The organism is Idiomarina zobellii (assembly GCF_900100855.1).
GTDB classification, from domain to species: domain Bacteria; phylum Pseudomonadota; class Gammaproteobacteria; order Enterobacterales; family Alteromonadaceae; genus Idiomarina; species Idiomarina zobellii.
The window spans coordinates 1-12,940 of record NZ_FNCB01000021.1; the positions used below are offsets into that span (position 1 = coordinate 1).

9 protein-coding genes and 1 pseudogene are annotated in these 12,940 nt (G+C 48.4%); 2 read left to right on the forward strand and 8 right to left on the reverse strand.

Features of this window, described 5'->3' with window-relative positions; all coding sequences use genetic code 11:
• Together BLT32_RS12185 and mdh are read right to left on the reverse strand one after the other, a co-directional pair.
• Positions 1-263 (reverse strand): annotated as a pseudogene (locus BLT32_RS12185) (IS110 family transposase); the annotation flags it as partial.
• Positions 264-539: 276 nt separating this feature from the next.
• Entirely contained in the window at positions 540-1,472 is a 933-nt protein-coding gene (mdh, locus tag BLT32_RS12190) for a malate dehydrogenase (RefSeq protein WP_053954590.1), read from the reverse strand.
• 185 nt (positions 1,473-1,657) lie between these two features.
• Between mdh and argR the strand changes: the two genes are divergently transcribed.
• On the forward strand, positions 1,658-2,131 hold the full coding sequence (gene argR / locus BLT32_RS12195; protein WP_053954589.1) for a transcriptional regulator ArgR: 474 nt from the start codon (positions 1,658-1,660) through the stop codon (positions 2,129-2,131).
• Here argR and BLT32_RS12200 read toward each other — a convergent pair.
• Positions 2,107-3,063 (reverse strand): Dyp-type peroxidase, encoded by a 957-nt coding sequence (locus BLT32_RS12200; protein WP_053954588.1) that lies wholly within the window; start codon positions 3,061-3,063, stop codon positions 2,107-2,109. The genes argR and BLT32_RS12200 overlap by 25 nt on opposite strands.
• A gap of 116 nt (positions 3,064-3,179) precedes the next feature.
• Here BLT32_RS12200 and BLT32_RS12205 point away from each other — a divergent pair, with 116 nt between their 5' ends.
• The gene (locus BLT32_RS12205; protein WP_053954587.1) at positions 3,180-4,922 is read left to right on the forward strand and encodes a DUF885 domain-containing protein; all 1,743 of its coding nucleotides are present in this window, start codon (positions 3,180-3,182) and stop codon (positions 4,920-4,922) included.
• A gap of 286 nt (positions 4,923-5,208) precedes the next feature.
• On the opposite strand, the gene BLT32_RS12210 is transcribed toward BLT32_RS12205, so the two are convergent.
• From BLT32_RS12210 to BLT32_RS12230, 5 genes are all read right to left on the reverse strand, one after another.
• Positions 5,209-5,538, reverse strand: coding sequence for a type II toxin-antitoxin system RelE/ParE family toxin (locus BLT32_RS12210; RefSeq protein WP_053954586.1), 330 nt, complete (start codon positions 5,536-5,538; stop codon positions 5,209-5,211).
• 9 nt (positions 5,539-5,547) lie between these two features.
• A complete protein-coding gene (locus BLT32_RS12215) occupies positions 5,548-5,808 on the reverse strand; it encodes a type II toxin-antitoxin system Phd/YefM family antitoxin (RefSeq protein ID WP_053954585.1) in 261 nt (86 codons plus the stop codon).
• 265 nt (positions 5,809-6,073) lie between these two features.
• Positions 6,074-8,662 (reverse strand): bifunctional aconitate hydratase 2/2-methylisocitrate dehydratase, encoded by a 2,589-nt coding sequence (acnB, locus tag BLT32_RS12220; RefSeq protein WP_053954584.1) that lies wholly within the window; start codon positions 8,660-8,662, stop codon positions 6,074-6,076.
• 154 nt (positions 8,663-8,816) lie between these two features.
• Positions 8,817-11,864 carry an efflux RND transporter permease subunit gene (locus BLT32_RS12225; RefSeq protein WP_053954583.1) on the reverse strand — a complete coding sequence of 1,016 codons (3,048 nt, stop codon included), beginning with the start codon at positions 11,862-11,864 and terminating at the stop codon, positions 8,817-8,819.
• A complete protein-coding gene (locus BLT32_RS12230; protein ID WP_053954582.1) occupies positions 11,864-12,937 on the reverse strand; it encodes an efflux RND transporter periplasmic adaptor subunit in 1,074 nt (357 codons plus the stop codon). The genes BLT32_RS12225 and BLT32_RS12230 overlap by 1 nt, the downstream gene beginning before the upstream one ends.
• Between the last annotated feature and the right edge of the window lie 3 nt (positions 12,938-12,940).

Consider the following 12,940-nt stretch of genomic DNA (forward strand, 5'->3'; position numbering starts at 1 on the left):
TTTTTATTTCCACGTACAAATGGTTTTACATGCTGAGGGGGGATGAGTTTGACGGTTAAACCATGCTTAATAAACAAACGGCCCCAGTAGTTAGAGCCACTGCATGCCTCCATCACAACATCAGCATCTGGGAACTGTATAACGGTCTCGAGCAATTTGTTTCTTCGGACTTGGCGGTTGAACACTTCGGTTCCCCCTTGATTAGTTCCGCAAACTTGAAAAACAGATTTTGCCAAATCGATACTAATTGTTGTAACTTTCATGGGTGGACACCTCGTTTGAGATTATTGAACACATCACTTTAATAATGGCGCATTGCGACGCCGTGTAAAGCGAGGTGTCCATCCCATCATCCCTGTAGGGCTTGTGTAGCGCCATTGCAGGTTTATCTGGAGAAAGTGTGCAGCGCCAAGGATGGCGCTGCTCAAGCCTTACAGGGACGTACTTGCAGGCGTCTTTCGGAAGATAACCTACAATGGCCAGCCAATGCTGGCCTGCCCCAATATTTTCAAAAGCGGATTGCTGAAAGTTTCTTCAGCTTAGCTGGCGAAGTCGATGCCTTTTTGGATATCGCCTTTCAGGCCGTCAAGCATGTCGTCCATGCATTTTTGTTCGAAAGCACTTAGCTTGCCGTAAGACAGAATTTCTTCAGCGCCGTTTTTACCTAAGCGTACTGGCTGTGCGAAGAACTTAGCGTTGTCGCCCGGACCTTCTACATAGGTACACTCAACAGTGTCCTGACCTTGCAGGCCTTTCAGCAATGACAGAGCAAAGCGCGCTGCAGCCTGACCCATAGACAGGGTTGCTGAACCGCCGCCGGCTTTTGCTTCAACAACTTCCGTACCTGCGTTCTGGATACGGTGAGTTAAGTCTTTGATTTCTTGCTCGGTAAACTCAACACCTTCAACCTGAGACAGCAATGGCAGAATCGTTGTACCGCTGTGACCACCAATAACCGGTACGTTTACGTTTTCTGGATTCAGACCACGCAGCTCACCAACAAAGGCTTCTGAACGGATAACGTCAAGAGTGGTGACACCGAACAGCTTACGCTTGTCGTAGCAGCCTGCTTTTTTCAGAACTTCAGCAGCAATTGGCACGGTGGTGTTTACTGGGTTGGTAATGATACCAACACACGCGTCAGGGCAGTTGTCGGCAACACCTTGTACTAAGTTTTTAACGATACCCGCGTTCATGTTGAACAGGTCAGAGCGATCCATGCCTGGCTTACGAGGCACGCCCGCTGGAATTAATACGATGTCGCTGCCAACTAATGCTGACGCAAGGTCGTCTTTACCGAAGCCTGTGACTTTTACGTCAGTAGGGATATGGCTTAGATCAACCGCAACACCTGGAACTACTGGCGCAACGTCATACAAAGATAACTCTGAACCTGCTGGAAGTTGTGTTTTCAAAAGTAATGACAATGCCTGGCCGATACCACCGGCCGCACCTAATACGGCTACTTTCATCTCAGACTCCGTTTTGTTTGTCGATTAGAACTGCATAAACATGCAGAATTTGGTGCAAAACTGTACTTGAATACGCTGTTAAATACAACTGACGAGCCTTTTATAACAAAGCTCGAATAGCGTCACAGAATGCAGTAAACTGGTCGCATTATAGCATAAAATGACAGTCAGGAAGCGGCACGATAATGGTGAAAGATCAATTAATTGACGCCTTCAAAACGTTACTTCGTGAAGAGCGTTACGGTTCGCAAGGCGAGATAGTTAACGTACTGAAAGAGAAAGGCTTTGAGAACATTAGCCAGTCGAAAGTGTCGCGTATGCTTAGTAAGTACGGTGCAGTCAGAACCCGTAACGCAAAGCAGGAAATGGTTTACTGTCTGCCTCCTGATTTAGCTGTCCCTTCAACTAAGGCGCCATTAAGCCAGCTTGTACTGGATATTCAGCATAATGATGTCATGGTAATTATTCGGACCAGCCCCGGAGCCGCACAACTTATTGCCCGTTTACTCGACTCGGTTGGCAAAAAAGAAGGCGTGTTGGGTACTATTGCCGGCGACGACACTATTTTTATTGCACCGGTAAAAGTACAAGACATTGATTTTACACTGCAAAAAGTCAAAGAGTTGTTTGCCAATCAGTCAGTACTGCCGTCTTCCTGATTAACGGGTAGCTCTCTGTTTTCTAAGAGAAAACGCGTTGACGGAACAAAAAAGCTGGAATTCAAAACGGCTTGAGAGTAATCGAGTATCGGGTCGTATTGCCCCTGCTCATCGGCGTAATAACGTGCCTTTAACCACTCGACAACACTTTTAGGCGCATGAGAAAAGTACATCCCTAATAACCCTTGCTCGCGCAAGTCGCCCCAAGGCATGTTTTGCCGTAACAAAGGTATTGGCTGTTCATTCTTATCCATTAGTTTCGCTTTAGCAGCATGAGTGACGCCGTCGATCATTGCCTCTGGTAAACGCTCGCCGGAGACTTTCTCTCGTCCCATAATCTGCTCCTGCTTTTCCGGGCCTAAATAATCCCAACGCCGTAAGTCATAGCGAATTTTCTGAACAAACAAATAACTACCGTCAACAAAGGCAGTGTCGTCAGCTGCGTTTATTAGCGAGGCTTCGCGTTTGCGCATACCTCTTGGGTTATCAGGGGCATCAATAAAGCCCAACAGGTCGCGGCCGTCTAAATAACGAAAGGAACGGATTTGCTCTGCCACTTCAATGTCATAACCAAACCACTCCATAATGGTTCTGCCCGCTAAATAATTGGCATCGAAGCGGTCGCAGCGTATATGTAAGACTAAGTCAAAAGGATGACGAGGCGCTTCCCGGTCTGCGTCGCTTAGCTCGGGGAATGCCTGCAGGTGCAGCGGCCGTTTATGCGGGTAAAGGATATCCCAATATTCAGCACCAATTCCGACAAAGCCGGTCAGCATGGCTTCAGAAAAGCGTGCATCTAAGTCCTGAATGATAGCCGGGAATCGAGACAGTTTACGACGTAAACTCTCGACATCGTCACTCATGACATGACAAAACAAGGTTAAGCCGTGCAAATTTGGCTCGGCGTATATCCCTGATTGCGCTTTATCCACCCTTTTCTCCCGTTTAACTATTATTATTGTGAGTTCGCTGCATTGCTTTTTACATTAACTCATGCAAAAGGCATTATAGAATGCCTGTATTCGTTATGACACCGCAAGGAAAAATCATGCGTAATCTGATTCTTATTGGAAGTTTAATGGGGTTAACGGCCTGTGCGACGACAACGTCACAACAGCCGACCCAACAAAACGTTGCACAACAGAGTGTTGCTGAGCAATTTCACCAGTTGGCAGACACCATTTGGGAAGGTATGAATGAGTCCAGCGATACCGAGCTAACGGACATGTCACCGGAAGCCTTGAAAGCTCGCTATGAAAAACAGTCAAAATGGCTGGAGCAATTGGACGCGATAAAACTGAACCAGCTGAGCGACGAAGATAAAATTAACCACGCTATGATTCGCTACTCGCTGAAAAACCGTGTCGACGAATACCGTTTTAATGCGCATTACATGCCACTAACGGCCGAGGGTAGCTTCCACAGTTCGTTGGCCTTTATGCCGTCGTATACTTCATTTAACTCGGTTGAAGATTATCAAAACTATATTTCGAAGTTGCGCAGTATTCCGCGCTACATGGAGCAACAAACCCATTGGCTAAGAAAAGCTATTGAGGAAGGCTACACGCAACCGGCCGCAGCTATGGCTGGCTTCGAAGAAAGTATTCTGGCTTATCTTGTTCAGGAAGCCAGTGAAAGTGTTTACTTCTCTCCTTTTGCCAAACAACCTGCTTTTGTCAATGACACTGAGTGGGAAGCGCTAAAAGCAGACGCAATGACAGCGATTGACGAGCAAGTCATGCCTGCGTACGACGATTACTTCACCTTTATGGTAACAGAGTACTTACCGAATGCTCGCGAAAGCGTTGGCGCTAGTGAACTACCTAACGGCGATGCGTTTTACCAAAACCGTATTAAGCATTACACCACGCTGGATATGACCGCTGACGAAATTCACAAGATAGGCTTGCAGGAAGTCGCTCGGATTCGCGGTGAAATGCTGGAAGCCATTGAGGCAACCGGCTTTGATGGTGACTTTGACGAATTCGTTGAGTTTCTGCGTACTGACGACCAATTCTATCCGGAAACAGCAGAAGAGTTGCTGCAGTACGCCGCCTGGATAGCCAAGAAAATGGACGGTGAACTGCCGAAGCTATTCAAAACCTTACCACGTAAGCCTTATGGTATAGCGCCGGTTCCCGAAGAAATTGCGCCTAAGTACACAACCGGCCGTTATTCAGGAACCAACCGAGATGATCGTGCGGGTTTTTATTGGGTGAATACCTACGCGTTAGACCGCCGCCCGCTCTACCAGATGGAAGCACTGACGCTGCACGAAGCGGTACCGGGTCATCATTTACAAAACGCCATTGCGGGTGAGTTAGAAGACTTACCGGAATACCGTCAACAGACATACATTTCAGCTTTCGGTGAAGGCTGGGGTCTTTACTCTGAGTACTTAGGGCTGGAAGCGGGTTTTTATGAAGACCCTTACAGTAACTTTGGTCGTTTAAGCTATGAAATGTGGCGTGCCGCACGCTTAGTGGTGGATACCGGTATGCACGCTAAAGGCTGGAGCCGTGAGCGCGCAATGGATTTTATGGCCAACAATACCGCATTGTCACTGCATAACGTGAAAACCGAAATTGACCGTTACATTACCTGGCCTGCGCAAGCGCTTTCATACAAGCTCGGCGAGTTGACTATTAAGCGTTTACGCCGCGAAGCAGAACAGCAGTTAGGTGATAAGTTCGACATTCGTGAGTTCCACGATGCGGTACTGGAAAACGGCAGCGTGCCACTGAAAGTACTCGAACAACACATCAACAACTGGATTGCTGGGCAGAAATAGAACAGACCCCCGCTATCAGGTAGGGGCAGGTTATTCACTTATTTCGCTTGAGCATTGAGTACTTCTGTGACGGAGACGCTACGAGCTCATCCATGAGGGCTTGACGAAGGCCATCCATGGCCTTCGACACTCCGCCACAGAAGTACTCAACACTTATAACGCTCACAAGTGAACAACCTGCCCTATCGACTTACAAGCACACGGCTGACCAACACAGAGTTTTGTAGTCTGACGTTCTACGTCAGGTGAGGTGTTCGACTATCGCACCTGATGCAATAGCATCGGGCTACCCAATCATTATCTGGTAAAGCAGCTCTTGGGTATTCTGTTTCTGTCGAAGAAAAGCCATGACATAACTCGTTTTATCTTCACCCAGACGAAATAAGATCTTATAATTATCTACTAGCACTACTCGATAGTCAGTGATACCTAACGTCTCAAGTTCATGAGAAATGGGGAATTGCAAAGGGTTATCGCCGAGTTTATTGATGGCGAAATCAAGAAGTTGATGACCTAACCTAATAGCTTCATCCTGACCCAGAAGGGATTCCATATAGCGGGTTAAAGCAGCCAGAGTCTTATAACTGAGCTCGGTAAAATTAACATCGTAGTTCATAACTGAGAACTAAAGCTCAAACTTCTTTGTACTGATTTCACGCTCTAGCCTTTCTTTTGCTTCGCTAAGAGATAGAATATTCTGATTTCGAATATCCCTTTCAGCCAAATTCATCAGCTTAAGTGTCGCAATAGCTTCGTCCCGTTGTCTAGCACTAGCTTCCGACTCAATACGATATACCGGATTTCCACCTTGAGTGACCACAATAGGCTCTTCGACATTCAGTGACGCCGCATTTTGCTTAATGTAACTAATGGTTTTTATCTGCATAGCTCCCTCCCGACTGAACAGTCTAAATATAGACTATAAACAGACCACCTACAAGCTAGAATATCTCACCTGATGTGAACATCAGGCTACTGAACATCGGGCACAAAAAAACCGCCGAAGCGGTTTTATAAGTTGCTAATGAGTGCGCTCAACGGTTGCGAGGACTCTTAACGAGGTGTGCAGCGCCATGGAGGGCGCTGCCCAAGCCCTACAGGGAAGTACTTGCGGGCGTCCTCGTAAAGAGTCCTTGCAACCTAAGCACTCATTAAGCCACGTTGATGGTTGGGATGATGTTTTCCTTGGCCGCTTTTTCTGCGTCGCGGAAGGCATCCATTTGGTCGAAGTTCAGGTATTTATAAACTTCGCCAGCCATCGAGTTGATGTCTTGTGCGTACTCCAGGTACTCTTCCGGAGTTGGCAAGCGGCCTACAATAGCACCAACTGCTGCCAGCTCTGCCGACGTCAGGTAAACGTTCGCGCCATCACCTAAGCGGTTCGGGAAGTTACGAGTCGACGTTGACAATACGGTTGCGCCAGCTTCTACACGAGCCTGGTTACCCATACACAGTGAACAACCCGGCATTTCGGTACGCACGCCGTTACGCGAATAGATATCGTAATAGCCTTCGGTTTCCAGCTGTGCTTTGTCCATCTTCGTTGGTGGTGCAATCCACAAACGCGTGTTTAGCGGGTCAGAGTTTTTCTCTAACAGTTTACCTGCGGCACGGAAGTGACCAATGTTGGTCATGCACGAGCCAATGAACACTTCATCAACCTTATCGCCGGCAACTTCGCTTAAGAACTTAGCGTCGTCAGGGTCGTTCGGGCAACAAACGATTGGCTCTTTAATTTCGTCCAAATCGATTTCGATAACTTCTGCGTATTCCGCATCTTTATCGGCACGCGTCAGTGATGGGTTCTCAAGCCATTCTTCCATCTTACGAGCACGACGCTCAAGCGTACGCGCATCGCCGTAGCCTTCGTTGATCATCCAACGCAACATGGTGATGTTAGAGCGCAAGTATTCACTGACTGAATCTTCTGACAAGTTGATGGTACAACCTGCTGCAGAACGCTCTGCCGATGCGTCTGACAATTCGAACGCTTGCTCTACGGTTAAGTGCTCAAGACCTTCGATTTCCAGGATGCGACCTGAGAACGCGTTTTTCTTACCGCGTTTTTCTACGGTCAATAAGCCGTCTTTAATAGCAAACGCAGGAATTGCGTGAACCAAGTCACGCAGAGTAATACCCGGCTGCATTTTACCTTTAAAACGCACCAGTACTGACTCTGGCATATCCAGCGGCATAACACCGGTTGCAGCTGCGAAGGCAACCAAACCAGAACCTGCAGGGAACGAAATACCCAGCGGGAAACGTGTATGCGAGTCACCACCAGTACCGACGGTATCCGGCAACAACATACGGTTCAACCAGCTATGGATAATACCGTCGTTCGGGCGCAACGAAACGCCGCCACGGTTCATGATGAAGTCAGGCAGTGTATGCTGAGTTTCAACGTCAACCGGCTTCGGATAGGCTGACGTGTGACAGAAAGACTGCATAACCAGGTCAGCGTTAAAGCCAAGACAAGCCAGGTCTTTCAGTTCGTCACGGGTCATTGGACCGGTGGTGTCCTGCGAGCCTACGGTGGTCATTTTCGGCTCAACGTAAGTGCCAGGACGAACGCCTTCCATACCACAGGCTTTACCCACTAACTTCTGTGCCAGGGTGTAACCTTTAGCACTGTCTTCTGGCTGCTCTGGAGTCAGGAATAAGTCGCTGTGACCTAAGCCCAGTGATTCGCGCGCTTTGGTGGTTAAACCACGACCAATGATCAGGTTGATACGGCCACCTGCACGCACTTCGTCAAGAATAACGCGTGACGCATAGTCGTACTCAGCGATAACGTCGCCCGCTTCGTTTTCAATTTTGCCGTCGTATGGGTAAATGGTAATGACATCACCCATATTCATTTTTTCGACGTCGGCTTCAAATACCAACGCACCAGCGTCTTTCATGGTGTTGAAGAAGATAGGTGCAACTTTGCCGCCAATACAGATACCGCCCGCACGCTTGTTCGGCGTACCCGGCATGTCTTCACCAATGTTCCACAGGACAGAGTTGGTTGCTGATTTACGTGAAGAGCCTGTACCTACGACGTCACCTACGAAAGCAACCGGGTGACCTTTTTCTTTCAACTCTTCAATCTGCTTGCCTGCATCAGTGATGCCTTCGCGAGGCATTTTGTACATGGCTTTGGCATGCAGTGGAATGTCAGGACGTGACCAAGCGTCAGGTGCTGGTGACAGGTCGTCGGTGTTGGTTTCGCCGGTAACCTTAAAGACAGTCGCTTTAATCTGGTCTGCCATTTTGTCACGGCTGGTGAACCACTCACCTTCGGCCCATGACTCAACCACTTCTTTAGCCAGCTCGTTGCCCGCTTTCATCTTTTCTTCAACGTCGTGGAAGGCGTCAAACATTAAGATGGTGTGCTTTAATTCTTCTGCCGCTAAGCGACCTAGATCAGCGCTGTCCAATAACTCAACCAAAGTCACGATGTTGTAACCACCGTGCATATTGCCAAGCAATTTAACGGCGTCTTCTTTGCTGATAACCGGGCTTTGTATTTCGCCTTTTACCAGTGCGCTCAAAAAGCCAGCTTTTACGTAAGCGGCTTCATCAACACCTGGTGGTACGCGCTCAGACAATAACTCTACTAAGAATTCTTCTTCACCTGCTGGTGGGTTCTTCAGTAGTTCAACAAGATCGGCTACTTGTTCTGCCGTTAGTGGTTTCGGAGGGATGCCCTCTGCGGCACGCTCTTCCACGTGCTGACGATATTCTTTAAGCACTCGTATTACCTCTCATTTGCTTGCATGAATTCAAGACGGTTCACTAGTGCGGCGCATTATACGGATTTTGCGCTTAAATTCCCATGCGAGAGGACTATAAATCAGATAATTCAGGGTATAAATAAGATGAATGCGCTGGCTGATTGCGCCCTGATTAAGGGCGCTCCACTTTTTGCACAATGGCATACATAACCGGTACCACAAACAGCGTCAGTACTGTGGCAAAACCAAGGCCGAACATGATAACCGTCGCCATGCTGGCAAAGAAGTCGTCAAACAGCAGCGGCAACATACCCAGGATGGTTGTCGCTGCCGCCATACCGACCGGCCTGACACGGCTAACAGCGGCATCGACCAGCGCATCAATGCGAGATTTACCAGACTCGAGCTCGACATTGACCTGCTCCAAAAGCACAACCCCGTTCTTAATCAGCATGCCTGACAAGCTTAAGAAACCCAGTAGTGCCATAAAGCCAAAAGGTTTATTCAATAACAATAAACCAACCGTCACACCAATTATCGACAGCGGTACCGTTGTCCAAAGCACGGCGGCATGACGAATACTATTAAACAACAGCACGGTAATAATAAACATCACCAAAAAGCCCAGCGGCAATGCCCCAAATAACGCCTTCTGAGCCTTGTTTGATGCTTCATGCTCACCACCCCAGCTGAGCTCGTAGCCCAACGGCAATTCGATAGCTTCTACTTTCGGGCGCACACGTTCAAATACCTGAGCTGCGGTTTCGCTACCCAAAATATCGTGGTCAGCCATGACCGTCAGTGTGCGCTTTCTATCGCGACGCAGTATTAACGGGTCTTCCCAGGTGGTATCAATACTTCTAACCACTTGCGCCAGCGGTATAAACCTATCGAGTACCGGACTATAGATTTGCAGTTCCTGCCAATTGTTAAGATCAACACGCTCTGCCGCCGGCGCTCGCTTCACTATTGGTAAAAGGTCGGTTCCGTCGCGATAAACCCCAATTTGCTGGCCGACAAAGTTACCCAGCAAAACGTTATTCACGTCTTCTTTAGTAATGCCCGCACGTCGCCCGGCTGCTTCGTCATATTCCGGCTGCAATAACTTAGTGCGCTGTCGCCAGTCAGAACGAATATTGACGGCACCTGCATCGTCACGCATTATCGCCTGCGCTTTTTCGCTCAACTGACGTAACACCTGAATATCCGGTCCTGAAAAGCGTGCCTCAATTTTCGCCGGCGTTGCCGGTCCTATTTCGACCCTAATCAGCTTGTCTTCAACGTCAGGGTGAGCGTTTTTTATACGTTTTCGAATATCCGCCATAAGTGGCGACATCGCCTCTTTGTCGTTTACACGCACCAGCAACTGAGCGTAGCTTTCATAGCTTTTTTCGACCAAATAAGTCAGTGTGAAGCGCGGTGCTCCCTGGCCGACGGTTGTTGCGACCGAAACCACCTCTTGTTTGTCGAGCAAGTAGTCTTCGAGGCGTTTTGAATCCTGTTCGGTATGACGAATGTCGGTTCCTTGTGGATACCATAAGTCCACATAAAACAGTGGCGTAGTAGATGGCGGGAAAAAGGCCTGTTTTACCTGACCAAAACCGACAACAGCTAAAACCAACATAATGACCATGGCCAGCATGCTAATCACGCGATGTCTCAGGCAAACACGCAACGCACTGCGGTACTTTACATAAAGTGGGTGCTTAAAGGCATCGTCGTTTTCATCGCCAATGTCTTTTTCCGAATATAGCCTATCAGCTAAAAAAGGAATCAAGGTTAGAGCCGTCACCCAACTAAGCAGCAAGGAAATCAGCAAGACCCAGAACAAGCTACCAGCGAACTCGCCAGTGGCGTCAGACGAAAGACCAATTGGTGCAAAAGCGATAATGCCAATGACAGTAGCCCCTAACAGCGGCCATTGATTTTGTTTGACCACCTGAGTTGCGGCTTGCACTTTGCTCTGCCCACGACGCATGCCGACCATAATGCCGTCAGCAATAACAATGGCATTATCGACCAACATACCCAGAGCGATAATCAGTGCGCCTAAGGACACCCTTTGTAGGTTAATATCGCCAAGACGCATAAAAATAAAGGTACCAAGCACCGTTAATAACAGCACAGAGCCAATCAGCAGGCCACTTCTAAAACCCATAGACAGCAGCAGCGCTACAACGACAATAGCGACCGCTTCGACTAAATTCAGCAAAAAGGTATTAACGGAGTTTTCAACTTCGTGGGGCTGATCGTAAATACGCTCAACGTTCATACCAATTGGCTGAGCATAGGAAAGCTCATTCAAACGTTGCTCAAGACGCTCACCAACTTCCACGACGTTCACATCATCGGCGAACGACAATGCTAACCAAAGCGCAGGTTCACCATTGTAGCGAACAACATGATCAGGAATATCTTTTGTCTCACGATAAATGTTGGCGACATCGCGCAAGTAAATACGCTCACTTGCTCCGGGGTTACTAATGACCAACTTTTCCATGTCTTCGACAGAGGAGAACTCGCCACTGGTAGCAATGCGCATCGATTCTTCATTAATAGTCACACGCCCTGCATTTGCGACGGCATTTTGTGTTTGCAGTAAATTGGCGACTTGCTGTGGCGGTATACCAAAATTGCTCAACTGCGCCCGAGAGACCTCAACAATAACCTGCTCCTGACGCTCTCCTGACAACAAGACCTTGCCAACACCCTCAACTAGAACCAGCTCTCTTCTCAGAAAGTCAGCGTAGTGCTCGATATCTTTGTACGAATAATCGGATCCGGTAATGGCCAGCATCACACCATAAACATCAGAGAAGTCGTCACGAACAATAGGCTCGCCTGTGCCCGGAGGAAGTTGACGCTTAGTGTCATTCACTTTGCGTCTAAGTTCATCCCAAATCTGCTCCAGGTCATCCGCTCTATAAGTGCTCTTCATCTCCACCGTAATTTGCGACAGCCCGGGCTTCGATATCGAGCGGATATTATCCACGTAGCTCAGTTCCTGAATCGCATTCTCCAGACGATACGTGACTTCCTCTTCCACTTGTTGAGCCGACGCCCCCGAATACGGGGTTATCACCATCGCTTGTTTTATGGTGAACTTAGGGTCTTCCAGGCGACCCAACTGAGTTAATGCGACAATTCCTCCGACCAACAACAGCAGAAGAAACATCCAGCTGGTTGTTTTGCGGGTCATGCTATAGCGGGCGATATCCATTACAGCCCCCGTTCGCGTTGCCATTCACGAACTTTCTGGCCTTCACGAAGCTGATGGACTCCCGCAATAACAATGGTTTCGCCTTCTTTCAATCCACTGACAATTGTCAGGCCATCATTGGTCGCGGTACCGACAACCACTTTGCGCTTTTCAACGGACATGTCTTCCGCCACTACCCACACATAAGACGGCGGCTGCTCGGTATTGCTGCCATTAGTAAACACCGCTTTTGTCGGTACCAACATACCGGTAATTGTTGAGCGCAGAACTTGAGCCATATCCACAATGACCGTTGCAGTCATGCCCGGAAGAACATTCAGGTTGTCGGGTTTAGGCAGAGTAAAAACCACCTCATACGTATTGGTTGCCGGGTCGGCTTGCGAGTCCCACTCCTTCAAGTGAGCCCTGAATTGAAACTCAGGAGCTGCGTCAAAGCGAATCATAGGTTCATAGTCAGTTTGCTTTTTGACTCTGGCGAACAGTTTCTCCGGTACCTGAATACTGACATCAATCGCGTTATTAATTTGCAAGGTGACTATGGGTTGTTTCGGTTGAATATTTTCATAAGCTTCAACCGCTAAACTCGCTATCACGCCATCGAAGGGGGCCCGTAACTCAGTGTATTTCAGGTTTGCTTTAGCCGTTTCATAGTTCGACTTAGCCACCGCCCGTTGTGACTCAATTTGGTCAAATTGCGCTTCTGACATCACGCCCTCATTGACCAACACCTTATTCCTTTCATACTGCGATGCCGCCAGCTCATATTGAGCTTTCGCCTGATCCACAGCAAGTTGGTAATCGGTCGGGTCAAGACGAGCAATAAGATCGCCCCGCTTAACTTCGGCACCCGGTCTTACCGGGAGTTCGGTAATTTCACCGGCAACCCGAAACGTCAACTGCGCCACTTTTGCGGCTTCCACAACACCGGGAAATTCACGCAGTTTAGCGCCGTTATTTTCGGTCACTGTAAGTAGCTTAACCGGACGAGCCTCATCAGTTTTCTCTGCTTCTGCTGGTGCTTCGCTACAAGCAACCATGAATAACACAAGGGATGTGACAACAAACCAACGCATGCG

Bases quoted from the DNA above. Each gene is read 5' to 3' on its own strand.
- mdh (WP_053954590.1), bottom strand. From the start codon at position 1,472: ATGAAAGTAGCCGTATTAGGTGCGGCCGGTGGTATCGGCCAGGCATTG.
- argR (WP_053954589.1), top strand. From the start codon at position 1,658: ATGGTGAAAGATCAATTAATTGACGCCTTCAAAACGTTACTTCGTGAA.
- BLT32_RS12205 (WP_053954587.1), top strand. From the start codon at position 3,180: ATGCGTAATCTGATTCTTATTGGAAGTTTAATGGGGTTAACGGCCTGT.
- BLT32_RS12210 (WP_053954586.1), bottom strand. From the start codon at position 5,538: ATGAACTACGATGTTAATTTTACCGAGCTCAGTTATAAGACTCTGGCT.
- BLT32_RS12215 (WP_053954585.1), bottom strand. From the start codon at position 5,808: ATGCAGATAAAAACCATTAGTTACATTAAGCAAAATGCGGCGTCACTG.
- BLT32_RS12225 (WP_053954583.1), bottom strand. From the start codon at position 11,864: ATGGATATCGCCCGCTATAGCATGACCCGCAAAACAACCAGCTGGATG.
- BLT32_RS12230 (WP_053954582.1), bottom strand. From the start codon at position 12,937: ATGCGTTGGTTTGTTGTCACATCCCTTGTGTTATTCATGGTTGCTTGT.